24 protein-coding genes are annotated in these 23,631 nt (G+C 72.0%); 12 read left to right on the top strand and 12 right to left on the bottom strand.

The window, feature by feature from the left end:
* The first annotated feature begins 241 nt into the window (after positions 1-241).
* Both AC07CM_RS23250 and AC07CM_RS23255 read left to right on the top strand, forming a co-directional pair.
* Entirely contained in the window at positions 242-883 is a 642-nt protein-coding gene (locus AC07CM_RS23250) for a TetR/AcrR family transcriptional regulator (protein ID WP_478878357.1), read from the top strand.
* A 153-nt stretch (positions 884-1,036) separates the two neighbouring features.
* Complete coding sequence (locus AC07CM_RS23255; protein WP_478878358.1) at positions 1,037-2,575, top strand: MFS transporter; 1,539 nt, start codon at positions 1,037-1,039, stop codon at positions 2,573-2,575.
* 16 nt (positions 2,576-2,591) lie between these two features.
* On the opposite strand, the gene AC07CM_RS23260 is transcribed toward AC07CM_RS23255, so the two are convergent.
* Entirely contained in the window at positions 2,592-3,101 is a 510-nt protein-coding gene (locus AC07CM_RS23260) for a MarR family winged helix-turn-helix transcriptional regulator (RefSeq protein ID WP_478878359.1), read from the bottom strand.
* Positions 3,102-3,236: 135 nt separating this feature from the next.
* Here AC07CM_RS23260 and AC07CM_RS23265 point away from each other — a divergent pair, with 135 nt between their 5' ends.
* Positions 3,237-4,025 (top strand): dioxygenase family protein, encoded by a 789-nt coding sequence (locus tag AC07CM_RS23265; protein WP_478878556.1) that lies wholly within the window; start codon positions 3,237-3,239, stop codon positions 4,023-4,025.
* Positions 4,026-4,062: 37 nt separating this feature from the next.
* Here AC07CM_RS23265 and AC07CM_RS23270 read toward each other — a convergent pair whose 3' ends face one another.
* Positions 4,063-4,581: an N-acetyltransferase family protein gene (locus AC07CM_RS23270; protein WP_478878360.1), complete on the bottom strand. Its 519-nt coding sequence runs from the start codon at positions 4,579-4,581 to the stop codon at positions 4,063-4,065.
* A 192-nt stretch (positions 4,582-4,773) separates the two neighbouring features.
* Between AC07CM_RS23270 and AC07CM_RS23275 the strand changes: the two genes are divergently transcribed.
* Complete coding sequence (locus tag AC07CM_RS23275; RefSeq protein ID WP_478878361.1) at positions 4,774-5,772, top strand: sigma-70 family RNA polymerase sigma factor; 999 nt, start codon at positions 4,774-4,776, stop codon at positions 5,770-5,772.
* A gap of 537 nt (positions 5,773-6,309) precedes the next feature.
* On the top strand, positions 6,310-6,933 hold the full coding sequence (locus AC07CM_RS23280; RefSeq protein WP_478878557.1) for a TetR/AcrR family transcriptional regulator: 624 nt from the start codon (positions 6,310-6,312) through the stop codon (positions 6,931-6,933).
* 65 nt (positions 6,934-6,998) lie between these two features.
* Here AC07CM_RS23280 and AC07CM_RS23285 read toward each other — a convergent pair whose 3' ends face one another.
* Positions 6,999-7,967 (bottom strand): helix-turn-helix transcriptional regulator, encoded by a 969-nt coding sequence (locus AC07CM_RS23285; RefSeq protein WP_478878362.1) that lies wholly within the window; start codon positions 7,965-7,967, stop codon positions 6,999-7,001.
* A 62-nt stretch (positions 7,968-8,029) separates the two neighbouring features.
* Between AC07CM_RS23285 and AC07CM_RS23290 the strand changes: the two genes are divergently transcribed.
* The 6 genes from AC07CM_RS23290 to AC07CM_RS23315 all read left to right on the top strand — a co-directional run bounded on the left by AC07CM_RS23290 (position 8,030) and on the right by AC07CM_RS23315 (position 14,197).
* Entirely contained in the window at positions 8,030-9,547 is a 1,518-nt protein-coding gene (locus tag AC07CM_RS23290) for an MFS transporter (RefSeq protein WP_478878363.1), read from the top strand.
* A 174-nt stretch (positions 9,548-9,721) separates the two neighbouring features.
* Positions 9,722-10,483, top strand: coding sequence for a DeoR/GlpR family DNA-binding transcription regulator (locus AC07CM_RS23295; RefSeq protein ID WP_478878364.1), 762 nt, complete (start codon positions 9,722-9,724; stop codon positions 10,481-10,483).
* Positions 10,480-11,427 (top strand): 1-phosphofructokinase, encoded by a 948-nt coding sequence (gene pfkB / locus AC07CM_RS23300; RefSeq protein ID WP_478878365.1) that lies wholly within the window; start codon positions 10,480-10,482, stop codon positions 11,425-11,427. The genes AC07CM_RS23295 and pfkB overlap by 4 nt, the downstream gene beginning before the upstream one ends.
* On the top strand, positions 11,424-11,678 hold the full coding sequence (locus AC07CM_RS23305) for a hypothetical protein (protein WP_478878366.1): 255 nt from the start codon (positions 11,424-11,426) through the stop codon (positions 11,676-11,678). Before pfkB ends, AC07CM_RS23305 begins: the two co-directional genes overlap by 4 nt.
* Positions 11,675-13,831, top strand: a complete 2,157-nt coding sequence (locus AC07CM_RS23310) for a PTS fructose transporter subunit IIABC (protein WP_478878367.1) — start codon at positions 11,675-11,677, stop codon at positions 13,829-13,831. The genes AC07CM_RS23305 and AC07CM_RS23310 overlap by 4 nt, the downstream gene beginning before the upstream one ends.
* A gap of 111 nt (positions 13,832-13,942) precedes the next feature.
* Positions 13,943-14,197, top strand: coding sequence for a hypothetical protein (locus AC07CM_RS23315; RefSeq protein ID WP_478878368.1), 255 nt, complete (start codon positions 13,943-13,945; stop codon positions 14,195-14,197).
* A gap of 250 nt (positions 14,198-14,447) precedes the next feature.
* Here the strand turns inward: AC07CM_RS23315 and AC07CM_RS23320 are convergent, their stop codons facing one another.
* The 4 genes from AC07CM_RS23320 to AC07CM_RS23335 form a co-directional block, all read right to left on the bottom strand.
* Entirely contained in the window at positions 14,448-15,194 is a 747-nt protein-coding gene (locus tag AC07CM_RS23320) for a DUF6227 family protein (protein WP_478878369.1), read from the bottom strand.
* 157 nt (positions 15,195-15,351) lie between these two features.
* On the bottom strand, positions 15,352-16,569 hold the full coding sequence (locus tag AC07CM_RS23325) for a L,D-transpeptidase (RefSeq protein ID WP_478878370.1): 1,218 nt from the start codon (positions 16,567-16,569) through the stop codon (positions 15,352-15,354).
* Positions 16,570-16,731: 162 nt separating this feature from the next.
* Positions 16,732-17,760, bottom strand: a complete 1,029-nt coding sequence (locus AC07CM_RS23330) for a P1 family peptidase (protein ID WP_478878371.1) — start codon at positions 17,758-17,760, stop codon at positions 16,732-16,734.
* Between the two features lie 40 nt (positions 17,761-17,800).
* Positions 17,801-19,039: a low temperature requirement protein A gene (locus AC07CM_RS23335; RefSeq protein WP_478878372.1), complete on the bottom strand. Its 1,239-nt coding sequence runs from the start codon at positions 19,037-19,039 to the stop codon at positions 17,801-17,803.
* 130 nt (positions 19,040-19,169) lie between these two features.
* Between AC07CM_RS23335 and AC07CM_RS23340 the strand changes: the two genes are divergently transcribed.
* On the top strand, positions 19,170-19,346 hold the full coding sequence (locus AC07CM_RS23340; RefSeq protein ID WP_478878373.1) for a hypothetical protein: 177 nt from the start codon (positions 19,170-19,172) through the stop codon (positions 19,344-19,346).
* Positions 19,347-19,365: 19 nt separating this feature from the next.
* Here the strand turns inward: AC07CM_RS23340 and mscL are convergent, their stop codons facing one another.
* From mscL to AC07CM_RS23365, 5 genes are all read right to left on the bottom strand, one after another.
* Positions 19,366-19,842 (bottom strand): large conductance mechanosensitive channel protein MscL, encoded by a 477-nt coding sequence (gene mscL, locus AC07CM_RS23345; protein WP_478878374.1) that lies wholly within the window; start codon positions 19,840-19,842, stop codon positions 19,366-19,368.
* A gap of 138 nt (positions 19,843-19,980) precedes the next feature.
* Positions 19,981-20,628, bottom strand: a complete 648-nt coding sequence (locus tag AC07CM_RS23350; protein WP_478878375.1) for a hypothetical protein — start codon at positions 20,626-20,628, stop codon at positions 19,981-19,983.
* A gap of 168 nt (positions 20,629-20,796) precedes the next feature.
* On the bottom strand, positions 20,797-21,630 hold the full coding sequence (locus AC07CM_RS23355) for an S-methyl-5'-thioadenosine phosphorylase (protein ID WP_478878376.1): 834 nt from the start codon (positions 21,628-21,630) through the stop codon (positions 20,797-20,799).
* A 100-nt stretch (positions 21,631-21,730) separates the two neighbouring features.
* Entirely contained in the window at positions 21,731-22,072 is a 342-nt protein-coding gene (locus AC07CM_RS23360; RefSeq protein WP_478878377.1) for an FmdB family zinc ribbon protein, read from the bottom strand.
* A 67-nt stretch (positions 22,073-22,139) separates the two neighbouring features.
* Entirely contained in the window at positions 22,140-23,438 is a 1,299-nt protein-coding gene (locus AC07CM_RS23365) for an MFS transporter (RefSeq protein WP_478878378.1), read from the bottom strand.
* Positions 23,439-23,631 lie beyond the last annotated feature (193 nt).

Genomic DNA, 23,631 nt, shown 5'->3' on the forward strand with positions numbered 1-23,631 from the left:
TGTGTGGAGGGTGTCGGGGGGCGCGCGCTGGAGGAGACCGATCGTGGGACGTCCCGGCGCGTGCGGGTGGGAAACCCGCCCGGAAGGTGTGACCCAGGTCACGGGAATTCTTTTGGGCGGGGGGAAATAACCGGGGAACCTCTCCCCGTTTAGACCTGTGTCCGAGCGAAACGGGGACTCCCTCCCCGGAACGCCTCACCCGACGCACTTACGTCCATCGACTCGACCCGAGGAGTACGCCGTGCAGACCGCAGCCCCCACGCGCAAGGCACCCCGGCCCCGCGCCGACGCCCTGCGCAACCGGGAGCGGATCGTCACCGCCGCCCGGGAGATGTTCGTCGAGCACGGCCCGGACGTGCCGCTCGACGAGATCGCCCGCCGGGCCGGCGTCGGCAACGCCACGGTGTACCGCAACTTCCCCGACCGTGACGCCCTCGTCCGCGAGGTCGTCTGCTCCGTGATGGACCGCACGGCCGAGGCGGCCGAGCAGGCCCTCGCGGAGACCGGGGACGCCTTCGCAGCACTGGAGCGCTTCGTGCACGCCGCCGCCGACGAGCGGATCAGCGCCCTGTGCCCGATGGTCTCCAGCACCTTCGACCAGCACCACCCGGACCTGGAAGCGTCCCGGGAACGCATCGAGCGGCTCGTGGAAGAGATCATGGGCCGCGCCAAGGCGGCCGGGCAGCTGCGTACCGATGTCGGGGTCGGCGACCTGCTGGTCGTCGTGTCCCAGCTCAGCCGCCCCCCGGCCGGCACGGACTGCCTGCTCAGCGACCGCTTCGTCCACCGCCATCTGCAGCTGTTCCTGGACGGGTTGCGGGCCCCGGCCCGCTCCGCCCTGCCGGGCACGCCGGTGACCATGAAGGAGCTGCGTCAGCCCTGACCGCCTCCCAGACCCCGCACGCGACCGCTTAGTTCCGCACGGCACGGCGGTCCCATCACACGACGAGGCTCCGGCCGCACGGCCGCCGAGCCGCACTGCACTGCTCCGTTTTCTGCCTTTATTTCGTCACGAAGTCCCGAAGTGGGTATCCCCATGTCCGAAACAGCCCTCAAGGCTTCCGGCGCCGCCGCACCGAGCGGCGACGCCAACCGCTGGAAGGCGCTCGTCTTCATCGCGCTCGCCCAGCTGATGGTCGTCCTCGACGCCACCATCGTGAACATCGCCCTGCCCTCCGCCCAGCAGGACCTCGGCATATCCGACGGCAACCGCCAGTGGGTCGTCACCGCCTATGCCCTCGCCTTCGGCGGACTGCTGCTCTTCGGCGGCCGCGTGGCCGACCTGTGGGGCCGCAAGCGCGCCTTCGTCATCGGCCTGGTCGGCTTCGCCGCGGCCTCCGCGCTGGGCGGCGCCGCGACCACCGGCGCCATGATGTTCGGCGCCCGCGCCCTGCAGGGCGTCTTCGGCGCCCTGCTCGCGCCCGCGGCGCTCTCCCTGCTCGCCGTGATGTTCACCGACCCCAAGGAGCGCGCCAAGGCCTTCGGCATCTACGGCGCGATCGCGGGCGGTGGCGGTGCCGTCGGCTTCATCCTCGGCGGTGTGCTGACCGAGTACCTGGACTGGCGCTGGACGTTCTTCGTGAACGTCCCCTTCGCCGTGGTCGCCGCGCTCGGCGCGTACTTCGTCATCCGTGAGCCCGAGGGCGGCCGCAACCGCTCCCCGCTGGACATCCCGGGCGTGGTCCTGTCCACCCTCGGTCTGGTCTCGCTCGTCTACGGCTTCACCCGCGCCGAGTCCGACGGCTGGGGTGACGGCGTGACCGTGGGCCTGTTCATCGCCTCGGCCGTCCTCCTGCTGGCCTTCGTGGTCACCGAGGCCAGGGTCAAGGCGCCGCTGCTGCCCCTGCGGGTGGTCACCGACCGCAACCGCGGCGGCATCTACCTCTCCCTCGGCATCGCGATCATCGCGATGTTCGGCACCTTCCTGTTCCTGACCTACTACCTGCAGGTCGTCAAGGGCTACTCGCCGATCAAGACCGGCTTCGCCTTCCTGCCGATGATCGCCGGCATGATGGTCGGCTCCACCCAGATCGGCACCCGCCTGATGACCCGGGTCCCGGCCCGGGCGCTGATGGGTCCCGGCTTCCTGGTCGCCTCGGTCGGCATGCTGCTGATGACCCAGCTGGAGATCGGCTCGTCGTACGCCTCGACGATCCTGCCGGCGATGCTGCTGCTCGGCCTCGGCATGGGTACGGCGTTCATGCCCGCCATGTCCCTGGCCACCCTGGGTGTCGAGCCCCGGGACGCCGGTGTGGCCTCCGCGATGGTCAACACCTCGCAGCAGGTGGGCGGCGCGATCGGCACCGCCCTGCTGAACACGATCGCCGCCTCGGCGACCACCGCCTACGTCCGCGACCACATCGGCGCCGCCGCCTCCAAGCCCCAGCAGCAGCTGGTCCAGCTGGAGGGCATGGTGCACGGCTACACCAACGCCATCTGGTTCGCCGTCGGCATGCTGGTGCTGGCCGCGGTGATCGTCGTGGGCTTCGTCAACGCCGGCAGCCCGGACACGACCGCGACGGCCTCCGGCGAGGGTGTGCAGGACGACGTGCCGGTGCCGGTGGTCGCCCACTGAGCACCCGTACGGTGTCTCAGCGGAGCCAGGGCAGGTCCGCACCCGCTTCGTTGGGCTGAAGGCCCTCGGTGACGATCTCCATGATCTCGCCGAGGGTCTTCTGCTGTTCCGGGCTCAGCCGCTCGAACAGCGCCTGCCGTACGGCGGCCACATGCCCGGGAGCGGTGCGGCGCAGTACCTCGGCGCCCTCGTCGGTGAGCACCGCGAACTGGCCGCGCTTGTCCGAGGGGCAGTCCTCGCGGCGGACCCAGCCGCTCTTCTCCAGGCGTGCGATCGCGTGCGACAGCCGGGAGCGGGTGATCTTCGACCGCATCGCCAGCTCGGTCATCCGCAGCCGGCGGCGCGGCGACTCGGCGAGGCCGACGAGCAGGCCGTAGTAGATGTGCGGCATGCCCGCGTCGCGCTGCAGCTGGCGGTCGAGATGGTCCTCGAGCAGGGTGGTGGCATGCAGATAGGCGCGCCAGACGCGCTGCTCCTCGTCGGAGAGCCAGCGGTGCCCGTCGGCGGAGTCCGTTGCCGTGTTCATGGATTCCACTGTACGGGGCATCTCCTTGAAACTTGAACAAGTCAGGCGTACGCTGTTCGGGTAAAGCTTGAGAGTTAAAGCATCTCAGTGATCAGCATCCCTGTGATGCGCGTCGAAGGATGGGGAGCCGCCGTCATGTCCGCCACCCGGGAGCGCATGCCCGCGCTGTACCTCAGTCACGGCGCTCCGCCGCTCGCCGACGACCCGGTCTGGCCCGGTCAGCTCGCCGCCTGGTCCGCCGACCTGCCGCGGCCCCGGGCGATCCTCATGGTCTCCGCCCACTGGGAGGAGGCACCCCTCGCCCTCGGCGCCACGCAGACCATTCCCCTCGTCTACGACTTCTGGGGCTTCCCCGAGCACTACTACCAGGTCCAGTACGCCGCCCCCGGCGCGCCCGAACTGGCCGAGTCCGTGCGCAAGCTGCTGCGCGCCCCCGGCATCCCCGTCCAGGACATCCCCGACCGCGGCCTCGACCACGGCGCCTACGTGCCCCTGGTCGAGATGTTCCCGGCCGCCGACATCCCGGTGCTGCAGATCTCCATGCCCACCCTCGACCCGGTCCGCCTGATGGACATCGGGCGCAGGCTCGCCCCGCTGCGCGACGAGGGCGTGCTGATCGTGGGCTCCGGCTTCTTCACGCACAACCTGGCCGCACTGCGCCACGCGGGCGGCGGCGTGCCGAGCTGGTCCTCCGAGTTCGACGACTGGGGCAGGCGGGCCCTGGAGGCCCGGGACTGGGACTCCCTGCTGGACTTCCTCCGCAAGGCCCCGGCCGGCCGCTACGCCCACCCGCGCACCGAGCACTTCGCCCCGCTGTTCGTGACCATGGGCGCGGCGGGGGCGGGCGGCGAACTCGACGCCCAGAAGTCGGTGATCGACGGCTTCTGGATGGGAATGGCGAAGAGGTCCGTGCAGTTCGGCTGACCGGGGCAGGGTTCCCGAGGCCTGCCCCGGTGTGCGGCTAGAGGTCCTTCTCGTACCAGGCCACGTCCCAGTAGCGGCCGAACTTGCGCCCGACCTCCCGGTACGTGCCCACGTGCCGGAAGCCGAAGCGGGCGTGCAGCCGCCCGGAGGCCTCGTTGGGCTGGGCGATTCCGGCGTAGGCTCGGTGTACGTCCTCGTCGGCCAGGGCTCCGAAGAGGGCGTCGTAGAGCAGCGTGCCGATTCCGCGGCCGCCGGCTTCCGGGGCGACGTACACCGAGGTCTCCACGGAGGTCGCGTACGCGGGCTTCGCCCGGTAAGGGCTGGATGTGGCGTACCCCAGAATCCCCTGAGAGTCCGCGTCCGTGGCAACCATCAGGCGGTACGGGCCGTCTTCCGGGTGGGAGAGCAGCCAAGGGCGGCGCTCTTCCGGAGTGAAGACCGCCGTGTCGAACGTGATGGGCGTCTCACGTACGTAGTGGTTGTAGAGGGCCGTGAGGGCATCGAGATCGCCCTCGACTCCTGGCCTGACCTGCACCTCTGTACGCCCGGACGACATCGTGCCTCCCCGTGTGGCGGACAGGGTACTGCATGATCAGAAAAATCGAGGGGCAGGTTGGGAATTCTGTCCGGATTCCAGTCGTTGTTTCCCACGGATGCAGGGCACTCGAGGAGAGTCCCGGAGACAGTCCCCGGAGTGCCGAGCGTTCACCAGGACCACCCGCCAGCCCACCATCGCAAGGGAGCACGCATGGCAACCCGTGCCGTCGCCCGTCGTCAGTCCGCCTCCGGCGAGACGGTCGACCCGGCAAGCAGTGTTCGCGCCCATGGCGGCGAGATCGCCGACCGCGACCTGGTCGGCATGTACCTCGACGAGATCGCGCGCACGCCGCTGCTCGACGCCGCCAAGGAGGTCGAGCTGTCCCAGACCATCGAAGCGGGTGTGTTCGCGCGGCAGGTCCTCGACGGCGAGGAGCAGTCCAGGACGGACGCCAGCCGCGAGGAGCTGGAGGCCCTCGTCGCCGCCGGTGAGCGGGCCAAGGACGTCTTCATCCGCTCCAACCTCCGCCTGGTCGTAGCGGTGGCCCGGCGCTACCCGCGCAGCGGCCTGCCGCTCCTCGACCTGATCCAGGAGGGCAACGCCGGCCTGGTGCGCGCCGTCGAGAAGTTCGACTACCGCAAGGGCTTCAAGTTCTCGACGTACGCCACCTGGTGGATCCGTCAGGCCATCACCCGGTCCATCGCCGACCAGTCCCGCACGATCCGGCTCCCCGTCCACCTGGTGGAGGAACTGGGCCGCATCCGCCGCGTCCAGCGCGAGTTCAACCGTGAGAACGGGCGCGAGCCGGAGCCCGCGGAGATCGCGGCCGAGCTGGGTTCGACGCCGGAGCGCGTGATCGACGTGCTCGACTGGTCCCGTGACCCGGTCTCGCTGAACATGTCGGTGGACGACGAGGGCGAGACGCAGTTCGGCGACCTCCTGGAGGACACCTCCGCGGTCTCCCCGGAGCAGTCGGTCCTCACCCTGCTGCGCAGCGAGGAACTGGACGACCTGATCGGCCGCCTGGACCAGCGCACGGCCTCCATCATCAAGATGCGTTACGGCATCGAGGACGGCCGGGAGCGCACGCTGACCGAGGTCGGCAAGGAGCACGGCCTGACCCGCGAGCGCATCCGCCAGATCGAGAAGCACGCGCTGCTCGAGCTGAAGAAGCTGGCCCGCCAGACCGGCTTCGACGCGGCGGCGTAGCGGGCGTACTGGGCCGCGGCGCGCGTACGCCCGGTGGCGAAAGACGGCGCAAACATGGCGCGGTACCGTCGCTTCAACTCCGGAGTTCGAGGGAAAAACCCTTCAGGGCCCAGGAGTTGGGCCCCGGGGTCGCACTCCCACCATCCGCACATCCCCCACAACCGGCCCGGTCCGCACCTGGCCCGGCCGGGCAAGTGAGCCACGTCCCGACGCCATCCCCCCCAGCGCCGGGACCTTCCCAGAGCCGGGCTTCGGCGCCTACCCCCCCCAGGCGCCGGGGCCCGGCTTCTTGCTGCCGCCGGCCACCGGCTTTCACGTTCGCCGGCCACGCTGAATCGGCGGGCCACCCCGTACCTGAACCCCGGGGTGGCCCGCCGGATGGCAGATTCTGCCACATCGGCATAGCCTGCCGATGTGAGTACCCCGAGCACCACCGGCAACACCCCCGACCAGCCAGTTTCGGCCTCCAAGGCCTCGACGGCCTCGACGGCCCCTTCCACGGTGTCCCTCACCGAACGCCGTAAGGCGGAGACCCGGATGGAGATCGCCCGCGCGGCGGCGGCCCTCTTCGTCCGGCAGGGCCTGCGCGCCACCCGCGCCGAGGACATCGCCCAGGCGGCGGGCATCGCTCCGCGCACCTTCTACCGCTACTTCGCCTCCAAGGAGGAGGCGGTGACCCCGCTCTACGCGGCAGGCGCCCAGCGCTGGATGCAGGCCGTGCGTGACGCCCCGCCGGCCCTCACCGCGCCGGAGGCCCTGCGCCACGCGGTCCACCACACCCTGACCCCCGGTGCCGGTGTCACGGCGTCGTCCTGGGAGTGGGTCCGCACGCTGATCCGACTGGCCGACGCGAGCCCCGCCCTGCGCAAGGTGTGGGCGGAGGTCTGTCAGACGTCGGAGGCGGCGTTCGCGGAAATCCTGGCGGAAAGGCTGTCACCGCGCACGGGGGAAACGACGCCCGCGGCGGGTGAGGACAACGTTGCCCACCCGGTCCCGCCCCGCCTCCGCTTCGCGGCGGCGGTCGCCGGCGCGGCGATCCGAGTGGCCGTCGAGTCCTGGGCCGTCACCGACGACCCACCCACGGGCCCCGACGGCCCGGCGGCCCTGGCCCTGCACAACCTGGAGGCGCTCGGCGACTTCGGGTGGGGGGAGGGGGCCTAGGAGCGCCCTGGGTCCGTCCGGGAGCGCCATGTGCCGTCTCTCGGCCGCCCGAACTCCTCGCGGGATCAGTCCACTTCCCCTGCCCGGCTCAACCGCCCGCCCAACCCCCGTACACACTCGATCAGTTCGGCCGGCCCCCGCACCACGAACTCGCAGCCCACCATCGCCAGCCGCACCGCCAGCCACTCCACCGGATCCCCGCTCGCCCCTCGCAGCACACACCCGCCCTCACCGTCCGACTCCGGCACCCCGAGCCATCCCGGCAGCCGCGAGGACACCGCCTCCACCGGCCCGGCGAACCGCACCTCGAACGCGTACGTCTCCTGCCGCCGCTGGATCGACCGGCGCAGATACTCCGCCGCGCTCCCCTCCGGCAACTCCCGCGGTGCGAACCGCACTCCGGTGGCGAAGGGCTGCCGTACCCGGTCCACCCGGAACGTCCGCCAGTCCTCCCGCCCGAGGTCGTACGCGACGAGGTACCACCGCCGCCCCGTCGAGACCAGCCGGTGCGGCTCGGTCAGCCGCCGCGAGTCACCGCCGTCCTTGTCCCGGTAGGCGAACCGCAGCCGCTCCCGGCCCGCCACCGTCGACGCCATCACGGTCAGTGTCTCCGGTGCGATGCTCGCCCCGTCCCCGCTGGTCAGCGGCGTCGTCGCGGCCTGAAGCGTCGAGACCCGGTGCCGCAGCCGCGCAGGCAGCACCTGCTCCAGCTTCGCCAGCGCCCGCACCGACGCCTCCTCCACCCCCTCCACGGCGTGCCCGGCACCGGCCCGCAGCCCGACCGCGATCGCCACCGCCTCCTCGTCGTCGAGCACCAGCGGGGGCATCGCCTTGCCCGCGACCAGCCGGTACCCGCCGTCGGCGCCCTTGGTGGCCTGCACGGGATAGCCCAGTTCCCGCAGCCGGTCGATGTCCCGCCGCACGGTACGGCGGGACACCCCGAGCCGGTCGGCAAGCTCGCCGCCGGGCCATTCGCGCGGGGTCTGCAGGAGGGAGAGCAACTGGAGGAGCCGAGCCGGAGTGTCCGTCGTCATGCGTTCGAGAATGCCGTAGAACTAGGACACGATCTGACCTAGTGGGGTCCTACCTTCGGTGCATGACCTCCACGGAACAGACCCTCAGCGCTCAGCCGGCACCGGGCGACCGCCGCCGCTGGTTCGCGCTCGCGATCGTGATGACGGCGGCCTTCATGGACCTCGTCGACGTCACGATCGTCAACATCGCGATTCCCTCGATCAAGCGGGACGCGGGCGCCTCGCTCAGCCAGATCCAGTGGATAACCGCCGGATACGCCCTGGCCTTCGCCGCCGGTCTGATCACCGGAGGCCGCCTCGGCGACATCCACGGCCGCCGTCGGCTGTTCCTCGTCGGCATCGGCGGCTTCACCCTGGCCTCCGCCCTGTGCGGCTTCGCCGCGAACCCGGAGATGCTGGTCGCCTCCCGCATCCTGCAGGGCGGCATGGCGGCGATGATGGTCCCGCAGGTCCTGTCGATCGTGCACGCCACCTTCCCCGCCCATGAGCGCGGCAAGGTCTTCGGCCTCTTCGGTGCGATCGTCGGCCTGGGCGCGGTCTCCGGCCCGCTGCTCGGCGCGCTGCTGACGGAGTGGAACCTGTTCGGCCTGGAGTGGCGGCCCATCTTCCTGATCAACCTGCCGGTCGGCATCGCCGCGTTCCTGCTCGGCCGCCGCTACATCACCGAGTCCCGCGCGCCGAAGGCGCTGAAGCTGGACCTGGTCGGTGTCGCCCTGGTGACCCTGGGCCTGCTGATGCTGCTCTACCCGCTGACCCGCGGTCGCGAGCTGGGCTGGCCGCTGTGGGGGTACGTGTGCATGGCCGGCGCGCTCGGCGTCTTCGTGGCGCTGGTCGCCTACGAGCGGCGCAAGGCGGCCCGCGACGGCTCCGCGCTGATCGAGCTGTCCCTGTTCCGGGTGAAGAGCTTCGCCGCCGGCATCGCCGTACAGACCGTCTTCGGTGTCGCGCTCGGCATCTTCTTCCTGGTCTGGACGCTGTACATGCAGATCGGCCTGGGCTGGAGCCCGCTGCACGCCGGCCTGACCGGTGTGCCGTTCTCGCTCGCGGTGTCCACGGCGGCCGGGATGTCCGTGCAGAAGCTGGTTCCGCGGTTCGGCCGCAAGGTGCTCCAGACGGGCGCGCTGGTGATGGCGGTGGGCGTCCTCCTCTACATCTGGGAGTCGCACCGGTACGGCCTCGCCATCGCCTCCTGGCAGATGGCCCTCCCGCTGGTCGTGATGGGGGCCGGCATGGGTCTGATCGTCGCCCCGCTGACGGACGCGGTGCTCTCGGAGGTGCCGCGCGAGCACGCCGGTTCCGCGTCCGGCCTGATCAACACCGTGCAGCAGATGGGCAACGCGCTCGGGCTCGGGCTGGTGTCCGTGGTGTTCTTCGGGGTGATCGGCGACCGGCTGACCCCCGTCCGGGTGGGCCCCGCCTTCGTGCACGGCTTCCAGCACGCGCTGTGGTGGGTCGCCGGGGTCATGGGCCTGATCTTCCTGCTGATGTCCGCCCTGCCGAAGCGTCCGGCGCAGCACGTGGAGGGGGCGGCGGACGAGGAGCCCGCGGTGGTGGAGAAGGAGCGCGAGCTGGTGGGCTGACCAGGCACGACGAGGGACCCGGTACCGAATGGGTACTGGGTCCTTGTGCTGTCCGGACATCACCGGAAGTCCGTTCGTGCCCGATTCGAGTCCGAACCCGTTTACTTTCCGGAAAACCGGGCGTAGCCTCGCAGTGAAACCACACGTTCGGGCATGAGTCGGAGGCGAACGGACATGTACGCACCGGAGCGGCAGCAGGAGATCCTCCGGCTCGCCCGTGACGGCGGCCGGGTGGACGTCCTGTCGCTGGCCGAGGAGTTCCAGGTGACGGCGGAGACGATCCGCCGGGACCTGAAGGCCCTCGACCGCGCCGGCCTCGTCCGCCGCGTGCACGGTGGCGCCATCCCGGTCGGCCGCCTCGACTTCGAGCCGGACCTCGCCGAACGCGAGTCCACTGCCGCCGACGAGAAGGACCGCATCGCCAAGGCGGCCCTCGCCGAGCTGCCCACCGAGGGCACGATGGTCCTCGACGCCGGTACGACGGTGGCGCGGGTGGCCGCGGCCATCCCGCTGGAGTCGTCCCTCACCGTCGTCACGCACAGCCTGCCGATCGCGGCCCGCCTCGCCGACCACCCGGGCATCCAGCTCCACCTGGTCGGCGGGCGCGTACGGCACCGTACGCGCGCCGCCGTGGACGCCTGGGCGCTGCGCGCGTACGGCGAGATCCGCGCCGACGTGCTGTTCGTCGCCGCCAACGGATTCTCCGCCGAGCACGGTCTGACCACTCCCGACCTCGCCGAGGCCGCGGTCAAGCGGGCGGCCGTCGCCGCCGCCCGCCGCGTCGTCCTCCTCGCCGACTCCGCCAAGCACGGCCAGGAGCACTTCGCCCGCTTCGCCGACCTGAGCGACGTGGACCTGCTGATCACCGACAGCGGGCTGAGCCCCGAGGACGCCGCCGTGATCGAGCGCGGCGGCACGGAAGTGGTGCGCGCATGATTCTCACCGTCACCCCCAACCCGTCCCTCGACCGCACCTACGAGGTCCACGCCCTCAAGCGCGGCGAGGTCATCCGGGCCGAGACCGAGCGCACGGACCCCGGTGGCAAGGGCGTGAACGTCTCGCGCGCCGTCGCGGCCACCGGTCGGCGCACGGTCGCCGTCCTGCCCCTGGGCGGTGCGCCGGGGGCGCTCGTCGCCGATCTGCTCGACGCACAGGGCATCGAGGTCGCGCCGGTCCCGATCGCCGGCGCCACCCGCTCCAACATCGCCCTCGCGGAGGCGGACGGAGTGCTCACGAAGATCAACGCTCCGGGCCCGCTGCTGTCGCCGGCCGAGCAGGAACTCCTGCTGGAGACTGTCCGCGCGCAGTCCCGGGACGCCGACTGGATCGCGTGCTGCGGCAGCCTGCCCGGGGGCCTCGCGCCCTCCTGGTACGCCGATGTCGTCACGCGGGCGCACGCTGGGGGCGCGCGTATCGCCCTGGACACCTCGGGGCGTGCGCTCCTGGAGGCGCTGCGCGCGCGGCCCGACGTGGTGAAGCCGAACGCCGCGGAACTCGCGGAAGCCGTCGGTCGCCCCCTGGCGACCGTGGGCGACGCGGTGAAGGCGGCCGAGGAACTGCGTGAGATGGGCGCACGCACCGTGCTCGCGAGCCTGGGCGCCGACGGGCAGCTCCTCGTGGAAGACGCCGGGGCCTGGTTCGGCAGCGCCCGCGTGGACGCCGTCCGCAGCAACGTCGGCGCCGGCGACTCCTCCCTCGCCGGTTTCCTGATCGCCGGCGGCAGCGGCCCGGAGGCCCTGGCCTCCGCCGTCGCCCACGGTGCCGCCGCCGTCCAGCTCCCGGGCAGCGTGATGCCCACGCCGGCCGACCTGGACCCGGCCGCGGTCACCGTCACGGCCGACGTCCCGGTCGACCGCGAACTGACGGAGCGCGTGTCATGAACCTCCGCGACGCCCGTACGACCGTGCCGTCGGCCCCGCTCCCACCACCGGTCACCAAGTGGCGAGGCTCCCCGTTACTCGCCGCCGCGACAGGCCGGCAGGGCACCCCGATCCGCTCCGCCGCCCCCGCCGGGCAGGGTCTGCCCGGCCTCGCCCCCGTCCACCCCGCCGTCTCCCCCCACGGCACCCCCGTCCCCACCCCCGCCCACCCCTCTCCCCGGGCGATACGCGTGCATAGGAGCCCGCGATGAGCGACATGATCACCGCGGACCTGGTCGATCTCGACCTGTCCGCCGACACCAAGGAAGCGGCGGCGCGCGCCCTCGCCGAGCGCATGGTGGCCCTGGGCCGGGTGACCGACCTGGACGGTTTCCTCGCCGACGTGGCCGCCCGCGAGGCACAGATGCCGACCGGCCTGGACGGCGGCATCGGCATCCCGCACTGCCGCAGCCCCCACGTCACCGAGCCGACGCTCGCCTTCGGCCGCAGCTCCGCCGGGATCGACTTCGGCGCCGCCGACGGCCCCGCCGACCTGATCTTCCTGATCGCGGCCCCCGCCGGCGCCGACGACGCCCACCTGACGATCCTGTCGTCGCTGGCCCGGCAGCTGATGAACACCGAGTTCACGGACGCGCTGCGGTCGGCGCGGGACGCGGCGACGGCGGCCGCGCTGGTCCGGGGTGAGGAGGCGCCGGCCACAGCGGCCGAGGGCGCCCCGCAGGACACCGCCGCGGCGTCGGGGGCGGCCTCCGCCGACGCCGCGGCGGGCAGTACGGCGCAGGACGCGGAAGCCGGTGCGCAGCCGGGCGCGGGTGCCACCGCTCCGGCGCCGGCCACCGCGGAAGGCGCCGCCGCCGAAGCCTCGGCCGGTGCGTCCGCCGCCGATGCCTCCGGCGCCGGTGAGCGGCCGTTCCGCATCGTCGCCGTCACCTCCTGCCCGACCGGCATTGCCCACACCTACATGGCGGCCGAGTCCCTGGAGAACGCGGGCCGCGAGGCCGGTGCCGAGGTCGTCGTCGAGACGCAGGGCTCGGCGGGCTTCACCCGGCTCGACCCGGCGGTGATCGCGTCCGCGGACGGCGTGATCTTCGCGCACGACGTCCCCGTGCGGGACAAGGACCGCTTCGCGGGCAAGCCGACGGTCGACGTCGGTGTGAAGGCGGGCATCAACCGCCCCGCCGAGCTGATCGGCGAGGTGCGCGGCAAGGCCGAGCGCGGCGAGGTCACCTCGGGCGCCGCAGCCGCCACGCCCGTCGAGCGGGCCGGCGACTCCACCGAGGGCTACGGCACCAAGCTGCGCAAGTGGCTGATGAGCGGTGTCAGTTACATGGTCCCGTTCGTCGCGGCCGGCGGTCTGCTGATCGCCCTGGGCTTCGCTATCGGCGGCTGGCAGGTCAGCAAGGCACCGTCGGTCATGGACCACTTCGTCTGGACGCAGGCCGACAGTTGGGGCGCCCTGCTCTTCCAGATCGGCGGCGTGGCGTTCAAGTTCCTCGTCCCCGTCCTGGCCGGCTACATCGCGTACGGCATGGCCGACCGGCCCGGCCTCGTCCCCGGTTTCGTGGGCGGCGCGATCGCACTCGACATCAACGCGGGCTTCCTGGGCGGCCTGGTGGCCGGTCTGATCGCCGGCGGTGTGGTGATGGCGATCCAGAGGGTGAACATCCCCACGGCCCTGCGCGGCATCATGCCGGTGGTGGTGATTCCGCTGATCTCCTCGGCGATCGTCGGATTCCTGATGCTCGTCGTCATCGGCAAGCCCATCGCCGCCGCCCAGAAGGGCATGACCGACTGGCTGAACAGCCTCACCGGCACCAACGCCATCCTGCTGGGTGCCCTGCTCGGCCTGATGATGTGCTTCGACCTGGGCGGCCCGGTCAACAAGGTCGCCTACACCTTCGCCACCGCCGGCATCGCGGTCGCCAGCCCGAGCGACTCGGCGATGAAGATCATGGCCGCGGTGATGGCGGCCGGCATGGTCCCGCCGCTGGCGATGGCCCTGGCCACGACGGTCCGCGGCAGGCTGTTCACGCAGACCGAGCGCGAGAACGGCAAGGCCGCCTGGGTGTTGGGAGCCTCCTTCATCTCCGAGGGCGCGATCCCGTTCGCCGCGGCGGACCCGCTCCGCGTCATCCCGTCCGCCATGGCCGGCGGCGCGGTCACCGGCGCCCTGTCGATGGTCTTCGGCGCCACCCTGCGCGCCCCGCACGGCGGCATCTTCGTGGTCCCGCTGATCGGCAACCCGTTCCTGTACCTGATCGCCATCGCGGCCGGCGTGTGTGTCACCACCGCCCTGGTCGTCATCCTCAAGGGCATGCGCAAGCAGGCACCGGGGACCACGGTCACCGACCCCACCGCCGGTCCGGCCACGGCGGCGGAGGCGAAGCAGCCGGTGGCCGCCTGACGGGCGCCGCCGGCTCTTGTCCCTTTGGTGAGCTGTGAGTTGTTCACGGCACCTGCGAGATACGTCACGGTCCGGGACCAAAGTCCCGGGCCGTGGTGTCTACTGGGGCTCATGCCTGAGCACGTCTCGACTCTCCAGCTGACCGGCATGGTCGCCCTCACCGTGGCGGCCGTCGCCTGGGCCGCCGTGGTGCTGCGACTGCTGCGCCGGGCCCGTGTCGAGGCCGTCGCCGAATGGCATGCCGCCGCCGCGCTGCCCGCTCTCCCGGAGCAGCCCCAGGCCGGCCCCCCGCGGGAGTCCGTCGAACTGACCCCGGCGGAACAGGACGCCTTCGCGGGCCTGGTACGACAACTCGGCGACCGCTGACGGAAGAGAGCGCCGAGCCCCCTCCGGGTCAGGGCCTCTCTTTCGGATCTTGCCGGGGTCGCGGGGTCCGGCACGCGCATCCGCCGCGTTGTGGTCGGTTGCCGACTCCCCCACGCTCGGCTTCGCTCGCGCGGGGGCGCCCCCATCGCGTCGACGCCCTCCTCCGCCTTGCAGCTGCACGCACCGGACCCCGTTCGGGCCGGACACAAGGCGCCACCGCTCCGAGCCGGCCAGATCCGAAAGAAAGGCCCTAGGCCTGCCGGGCCGCGCGGCGCTCCATGGCCTCCCGGGCCGCGTCCTCCGTCGCGTAGACCTCGCACATGTGCCGCCCGTCGGGCGTCGCCGTGTGCTCGACCTCCCACAGCGAGACCTCCCGGCCGTCCGGCAGCAGGAACGCGTGCTCGTACAGCGCGAAGCTCAGTCCCGCGCGGGCGGCCCGCCCGGGCCGTCCGAACGCCTGGGTGATCTGGTGCGCCGCCGCCGTCGCCAGCAGCGCCGCCGTCTCCGCGCCGGGCCGGTCGGGGTTCTCCGCGCGCCGCAGCAGCCGGCGGGCGTGGTCCGCGGAGTCGTCCGGCGCGTAGACGTGCCGGGGCTCGGGGACGGCCCACAGCTGCATCAGGGCCGGCAGCTCGAAGTCCGGTGCCTCCGGCGGCAGCGGGAGCCGGGCGGTGGCGGTGTGCAGCTCCTCCTCGTCGGCGTACACCTCGTGCTGTACGTCGCCGCCCGGGGCCGTGTTGTGGACCAGCTCCCACAGGGTCACCGCGGAGCCGTCGGCGAGCAGCCAGGTGTGCCGGTACGTCTCACGGTGCAGCCCCGCGCTGTGATGGGCGGAGAGCAGCGAGCTGTCGTGCGCCAGCGCGCAGTCGAGCCGCCTTATCACCTCGTCCGGCAGCTCGAAGGAGTTCAGGGCACGGCCGAGGAGTCGCGCGAGATGCTCCTCCGGAGACTCGGGCGACTCGGCTGGTTCGTACGCTGCCGTCTCGTACGGAACGCTCAAGGCTTCTCCCGGCGTTGCTGCATGTCACCTAGTGGGTGCATACCGTAGCCCCTCGGTCGGACATCGTGTCCGGGAACCGAGAAAACGTATGCCCGGAAAACGCGAGGGCCGCGCGAAAAGTTCCCGCACGGCCCCACGTTCCGTCAAAACCAGCCGGTCAGGCGGCACTTCCCGCGGTCCAGGCGCTCCAGGACATGTTCCAGCCGTTGAGCCCGTTGTCCGGGGAGACCGTCGTGTCCGGGGAGTTCTTCACGACCACGACGTCCCCGATGAGCGAGTTGTCGTAGAACCACTTGGCCGTCGTGTCGCCCTGCGCGCCCTGCGCGTCCGCGAGGCCCACGCAGCCGTGGCTGGTGCCCTCCCGACCGAAGGGCGGGTTGCCCTTGTTGTACCAGTAGTTGCCGTGGATGAACGTGCCCGACGAGGTCAGGCGCATCGCGTGCGGCACGTCCGGGATGTCGTACTCCCCGCCGAAGCCGACCGTCGAGCCGTTCATCCGGGTCTGCACGAACTTCTCGGAGATCACCATCTGCCCGTTGTACGTGGTGTGCTGCGGGCTGCCCGCGGAGATCGCCACCGACTTGAGCGTCTTGCCGTCCCGCACCACCGTCATGGTCTGCGTGGAGACGTCGACGGTGGAGACCTGCGAGCGCCCGATCGTGAAGGACACCGTCTTCTTCTGCACCCCGTAGACGCCGTTCGCGCCCCGCACGCCGTCCAGGTCGATCTTCATCGTCACCTTGGAGCCGGCCTTCCAGTAGTCCTGCGGCCGGAAGTCCAGCCGCCGGTCCCCGAACCAGTGCCCCACCACCTGCTGGCCACTGCTGGAGTCGACCGTGATGTGCGACTGCACGGTCTTCTTGTCGGTGATGGACTTGTCGAAGGTGAACGACACCGGCATGCCCACCCCGACCGTCGAGCCGTTGTCCGGTGTGTAGGTGCCGATGAAGCTGTTCGCCGAGGTGACGGTGGTGAAGATGGAGTTGGCCGCCGCGGTGCGTCCGCCGGAGTCCTTCGCGGTCGCGTTTATCTCGTACTTCGTGCCGCGCTCCAGCTGCTGCTTCGGCTTCCAGCTGCCGCCGTCCGCCGATACGGCCCCGGGCACCGACCGCCCCGACTCCGCCACGGTCATCTTCACGTCCGTCAGCCTGCCGCCGCTGACCTTCACGCCGGTGCCGTTGATGGACGCGCCGGTCGAACCGTCCTTGGCCGAGATCGCGATCTTCGCCGACGAGGTCCGCGGCGCGTTCTTGCCGCCCTTGCCGTCGTCGGTGGCGTTGGCGTCGCCGCCGCAGGCGGTCAGAGTGAGGGCGCCGACCATCAGGGCGGCACAGGCCCCCAGTGCGCGCCGCGCTGCAATGTCCGGCGTTGTCACGGGCTGCTCCAGGTTCGTGTGATGTGCGTGATCCGTTCCAGTGCGTGGAGAGAGAGGGACTCGGCCCCGAGGGAGGTTCCCTCCGGGGCCCGTTGCGCCCATCACGTGACGAAACCGCGACAATCCGAGGCCCCCGCCCGGGCCCCTGCACCGCCGCCGCGCCTACCGCTTCCCGTACAACTCCCCGTACGACGGCCACGCTCCGCCCGGCCCGTCGACCGGCTCGGCGGCGCGCACGGCACGGACGATCGCGCGCGTCACCAGGTCCGCACCCGCGGCGAGGATGTCGTTGAGCGCCAGCGGATGTCCGCCGGCGAGCGGGCGCGTGCCCGTCGCCAGCGCGAACACCGTGTCGCCGTCGTGCAGCAGGTGCACCGGCCGCACGGCGCGCGCGATGCCGTCGTGTGCCGTGCCCGCCATCTTCTGCGCCTGCGCCTTGGTGAGGTCCGCGTCGGTCGCGACCACGGCGAGCGTCGTGTTCAGCGGCGGGGGCGGGTTCTTGGAGGCGGCCTCGTCGAGGCGCAGGCGCGCGGCGTGGTGCAGATCCGCCCGCGGGTACTCGAGGCGGCCCTGGAAGAACTCCCCGTACAGCGCGCCCGTCTCGGGGTCCACCACCGCCCCCGCGGCGTTCACGACCGCCAGCGCGGCCACGGTGACGCCCGAGTCGAGGACCGTGCTCGCGGTGCCCACACCGCCCTTGACCGCCCCCGCCACGGCGCCCGTTCCCGCGCCCACACAGCCCTCGGGCACCCGCGCGCCCGGTGCGCTCGCGGCCGCGGCCTCGACCGCCGCGCGTCCCGTGGCCGCGTCCGGGCGGGCGCGGAAGTCCCCGCCCCGCCCCAGGTCGAAGACGCACGCGGCGGGGACCACCGGGACGACGTGCGCCGGGTCCGTCCCGACCGGCACCCCTCGTCCGCGCTCCTCGAGCCAGGCCATGACGCCGGACGCCGCGTCGAGCCCGTAGGCGCTGCCTCCGGTCAGCACGACGGCGTCGACCTTCTGCACCACGTTGCGCGGGTCGAGGGCGTCGGTCTCCTTGGTACCGGGGCCGCCTCCGCGCACGTCCACGGCGGCGACGGCGCCGCCCTCCGGTGCGAGGACGACCGTGGTGCCGGTGAGCCAGCCGTCCCCGGTGCGGGTGGCGTGTCCCACCCGCAGCCCGGCGACGTCCGTCAATGCGTCAACTGTCATGGGGTCAGTCTGGCCCACCCCCGTGACGCGTCCGACGAGTTCAGGCAGTGGACGCCGGTGTGCTCGAGGGCCTCCCGCGGGAGGCCGTACGGGTGGTGAGCACCACGCCGACGGCGACGGCGGCCGCCGACACGAGTCCCGCCGCGAGCACCGCCCATCCGCCCAGGAAGGTGCAGCAGACCACGAGCAGCGCGGTGACCGGGAGCACCAGCTGCTGGGTGATGCCGATCTTGAAGTGCCGTGAGTGCAGCGCCCATACGGTGAGCAGGTACAGCGCCGTCGGCAGGGTCACGGCCGCCGAGGCCGACAGCGTCGATATGTGTGCCATGCCGACGGACTGCTCCACGGCCACCTCCAGGCCGGCGCCGATCGCGGCGGCCGAGGCGAAGATCAGATAGTGGCCGTAACCCCAGAGGAACGCCTGCCCGTTGGATCGCAGGTGGCCGTGGATGGGCACCACGAAGTAGATCCACCATGCGGAGAAGACGATCAGCAGGCCGCCCGCCGCGATCGGCAGCAGTTCGCCCAGGGCGCCGTGCTCGTCCACCGCCGACTTCACGGCGACCGTGGCCGCGGCGATCGTCTCGCCGAGCACGATGATCGTGAACAGGCCGTACCGCTCGGCGATGTGATGCGGATGCCAGGGGGTCTCCTGGTCCTTCTCCGCGTACACCGGCACGCACAGCTCCGCGACCGCCATCACCAGGAACATCCAGGGCCGGGCGGGCTCGGGCAGCAGGACCAGCCCCAGCCAGCCCACCTGGCACAGCAGCACGCCGCACGCGTATCTGAGTGCCACGGTCCGCTCCGCGCCCTCGGCCGATCCCGCCGCTCTCAGCCACTGCGCGACCATCGCCAGCCGCATGATCACGTAACCGAGCCAGACCACCAGGTAGTCGTGTTGCTGGAACGCCCGGGAGACGCCCGCGGCCAGCACCAGCACGCCGGCGATCTGCACCAGGGTGACGGCCCGGTAGAGGACGTCGTCGTTGTCGTACGCCGAGGCGAACCAGGTGAAGTTCATCCAGGCCCACCAGATGGCGAAGAACACCAGCGCGTAGTTCAGGATCCCGTGGCCCGGATGCCCCTCCGTCACGGCGTGCACGAGCTGCTGGCCCGCCTGCGCGACGGCCACGACGAAACACAGGTCGAAGAGGAGCTCCAGCGGGGAGGAGACACGGTGGGACTCGTCGCGCCCGCGCGCGACGAGCCGCCGCAGGGGCCCCTTGGGCTGGTGTGCGCCCGGTGAGGCGGGCGCCGGAGCGGAACTCGACGTCATGCCTCCCAGGACAACAGAAATCACCGGCAAAATCTTGTGAGCGCATTCACAAGGGTGTACCGGGCTCTCGTCCCGTGTCCGGAAGGGGCGCTCGCCGGGGCCGCCCGGGCCGGGGCCGTACCCTTGAGGCATGAGCACCGCCCCCGCATCCGAGCCGCGCGACCCGAAGCCGGCGCTGATCTTCGACGACCCGCTGAGCCAGCAGTCCTCGGACGACACCGACCGCGGGTGGGGCGAGCGCACGGACGGCGACAGCGCCGCCGACCTGAGGCGCTTCCTCGACGAGAAGCCGCCCCACCACCTCTGAGCCGCCCGCGGCCCCGCCGCTATCGCGCGTCGTGCCCCGACCCGCGCTGCGCGACCAGCGCGTCGCGGATCTCCTTCAGGACCTCCAGCTCGGTCACCTCCATGACCTCCTGAGTGCCCATGCGCGCCTTCTTGCGGGCCTCCTGCCGCGCCAGGTACTTCGACATCGGCAGAACCATCAGGAAGTACACGACGGCCGCGGTGATCACGAACGTGAGGGTGGCGCCGATCACCGTCCCCCACAGGATCGGCACACCGCTCTTCACCGACCCGTCCGGGTTCACCGCGCACGGTGCCTCGAGGCAGGAGCTGTAGTGGTCCAGGTTCTGCGTGCCGATCGCACCGACCACGGGGTTGATGAGCCCCTTCACCACAGAGTTGACGATGTTCGTGAAGGCGGCGCCGATGACCACCGCGACTGCCAGATCGACGACGTTCCCGCGCATCAGGAAGGCCTTGAAGCCCTCCCAGACGCTCGCTTCCTTCTTCGCGCTCACCTCGGCGACTCTCCTCGCATGCACAGGGTGTGGAACCAAACGCTCCGCAACCTACGGCACCGTACGGCCATTGTGTCCAATTCCGTAGCTCGGTAGAACGACTTGCCGGTGGGTCGCCCGGCAAACGTCCGAGGTGGGTCAGCACAGCGTCACCGCCAGCCGTGCCGTGGCGCTCGCGCCGACGAGCCGGGCCGCCGCGCCGCGTGGCACCGACAGCACGACCAGCGCCCCGCTCTCGGCCGCCCCCTCCAGGGGCTCCGGCACCTTCGTCACCCGCGCGCCGCGCGCCAGCACCCGGACGCCGCCCCCGGTCGACGGGTCCTCGGCGGCGACGACGTCGACCCGGTCGCCGGGCCGCAGCAGCCGGACCGTGGCGGCGTCGGCGATCCGCACGGGAGCCGTCACCACCTCCGCCGCCCGGTGCCGTCGCGCGGGTTCCGCGACCGGGTGGCCGTGGGCGCGGTCGCCGTGGTGCGGTTGCGTCACGGTCCGCGGCCCCGCCGCGACGAGCGCGGCCGCGGTCACCGCGAGGCCGGCCGCGAGGGCCCGCCTGCGGTGCCGTACCAGCCGCTGCAACCGGTACCGGCCGCCGCGCACCCGCACCGGGGCGAAGGGGGGCACCTCGCAGGTCGCCGGGGCATCGGTGCCCAGCGGACACGGGAGGCGGAGGGGAGGCGGGAAGGGGGAGCGGGCGGAGGGGGAGCGAGGAGAGACGGAAGGTGCCGGCGGAGCGGAGGCGGACGGAGTGGGCGCGTACGGACCGGGGGACGACGAGGACAAGGGCATGGGGATCACCGCCTGCGAGGAGGAATTCGGCTGCGATGCCACGATGAGGCCTCGCGCCGGATCCCGCCGGAGCCGGTGGACGGTGGGCGGGTTGTGGACAACCCGCCCACCCGAACGAGTAGTTCCGCCGCGCGCTACGGCAGGCTTCGCGCTGCGACGGGCCTCCCGCTAGGGGAGTTCGAACCCCGGGTCCATCCCGCCGAGCGCCTTCATGCACAGGCAGTCCCGCGCCCCGGTCTCCGGAAGCGCCGCCACCGCGTCGAACAGCACACCCCGCAGCCGGTCCACGTTGGCCGCGAACACCCGCAGGACCTCTTCGTGCGAGACGCCCTCGCCGGTCTCCGCGCCGGCGTCCAGGTCGGTGACCAGAGTCAGGGACGTGTAGCACAGCTCCAGTTCACGGGCGAGGGCCGCCTCGGGGTGGCCCGTCATGCCCACCACCGACCAGCCCTGGGCCTGGTGCCACAACGATTCGGCGCGGGTCGAGAAGCGCGGCCCCTCGACCACGACCAGCGCGCCGCCGTCCACCGGTTCCCAGTCCCGTCCGCGGGCCGCCTTCAGCGCGGCGGCGCGTCCGGTGGGGCAGTACGGGTCGGCCATGGACACGTGCACCACGTTGGGCACCGTGCCGTCGGGCAGCGGCAGCCCGTCGAAGTACGTCTGTACCCGGGACTTCGTGCGGTCCACGAACTGGTCCGGCACGAGCAGGGTGCCGGGGCCGTACTCGGGGCGCAGCCCGCCCACCGCACACGGTCCGAGGACCTGCCGGACGCCGACCGAGCGCAGGGCCCAGAGGTTGGCGCGGTAGTTGATGCGGTGCGGCGGCAGGTGGTGGCCGCGGCCGTGCCGGGGCAGGAAGGCGACCCGCCGGCCGGCGATCTCGCCGAGGAAGAGGGAGTCGCTGGGCTGCCCGTAGGGGGTGTCCACCTGGACCTCGGTCACGTCGTCGAGGAACGAGTAGAAGCCCGAGCCCCCGATCACACCGATCTCTGCGTTCGCCATGACGAGCACACTAGCTGGCCGCTCGACGGCGGGGGAGCCGGTGTCCGGGTACGCCCGAGGCCCTGCCGTCACGCGACGGCAGGGCCTCGGGCGCGAGTTCTCAGGCGGCGGAGGTGCCGGCGGAGCTGGAGGAAGACGAGGAGGACGACGACGGCGACGACGCGGACGATGCCGAGGACGACTTCGCGTCGGACGACCCGGACGACTTCGCGTCGGACGTCGACGAGCCGGACGACTTCGACGCCGGGCTGCTGCTCGACGTGGAGCCGCGGGAGTCGTTGCGGTAGAAGCCGGAGCCCTTGAAGACGATGCCGACCGCGGAGAACACCTTCTTCAGGCGGCCACCGCAGCTGGGGCACTCGGTCAGGGCGTCGTCGGTGAACTTCTGCACCGCCTCGAGGCCCTCGCCGCACTCGGTGCACTGGTACTGGTAGGTCGGCACTGTCTTCCTCCTGGCACTCTCACTCAATGAGTGCTAACGACGGTCCATAGTGACGTATTCCTGGGGATCAGTCCACCGTCACCGGCACTCGGTGACCGACGCCACGTGCGACGGTGCGGTTCCGGGGCCGGGCGACCAGCGCCGAACGCAGAGCCACAAGGGTGGCCAGCGCCAGCAGGGTGCCGGCCATCGGCACCAGGAATCCGGCGCCGCCCCACAGGCGGTCCTCCAGCTGTCCGGCGACCGTGACGGCGGCCGCCTGGCCGAGCGCGACGGCGCCGGTCAGCCAGGTGAACGCCTCGGTGCGGGCCTCGGCCGGGACCAGGCCCTCGACCAGGGTGTAGCCGGTGATCAGGGCCGGCGCGATGCACATGCCGACCAGCAGGCCGAGACCGGCCAGCAGCGCCACCGAGTGTGCCGTCCACAGCGCGGAGGCGACCAGCGCCAGCGCCGTGTAGCCGACGACCAGGCGCCGCTGCGGGGCGACCTTCCAGGCGATCGCGCCGCAGACGATGCCGGAGAGCATGTTGCCCGCGGCGAAGACGCCGTACAGGACGCCGTTCAGGCCGGGCTCGCCGATCGACTCGGTGAAGGCGGCCAGTGACACCTGCATGCCGCCGAAGACCGAGCCGATGCCCAGGAAGGTCACGACCAGTACCCGCACGCCCGGGACGCGCAGCGCGGAGGCGTGCCTCACGCGCGCGTGCCCGTTCTCGGCGGTCACCGGCGGCTGGGTGCTCCGCTGGGCGGCGAACAGCAGACCGCCGACGAGCGTCAGCGCGGCCTCCGTCACCAGACCGGCGGACGGGGTGACGGCGGTGCACAGCGCGGTCGCGAGCAGCGGCCCGAAGACGAAGGTCAGCTCGTCCGTGACGGACTCGAAGGCGGCCGCGGTGGCCATCAGGGGCGAGCCCTGGAGCTTCACGCCCCAGCGGGCGCGCACCATGGGGCCGACCTGCGGCACGGAGGCGCCGGTGGGTACGGCGGCCGCGAACAGGGCCCACAGGGGAGCGTGTGCCAGCGCGAGCGCCGTCAGGGTGAGGCCCGCCAGCGTGTGCACGAGGACACCCGGGATCAAAACGGCGCGCTGTCCGTAGCGGTCGGCCAGGCGGCCGCTGTACGGCGCGAACAGTGCCATGGACACGCCGGTGGCCGCCGCGGCGGCGCCCGCGGCGCCGTAGGAGCCGGTGGTGTGCTGCACGAGCAGCACGATGGAGATGGTGAGCATCGCGAACGGCTGGCGCGCCGCGAAGCCGGGGAGCAGGAAGGTCCAGGCGCCGCGGGTGCGCAGCAGCTGTCCGTATCCCGGGCGGGAGGATGCCGTCGAGGTCTTCGCCGGTTCGGTGGTGGTGACCGTGGATCCCACGGCCCGTGCCTTTCTGCCGCCTGGTAGCGCGGTGCCCCGTTGCGGGCCCGGGCGCCGAGAGCTGTCCTCTTGCGCGGACTGCGGTAGATACCGACGCCCACTGCGGGTGGGGGGACTCGGCCGCCATACGGTCGCGCCAGCTCTGCGTCAGGCAGAGTTGGTTCGATCAGGGTGCGCCTTCATCGTACAGGGG

Source organism: Streptomyces sp. NPDC044061 (assembly GCF_056434305.1).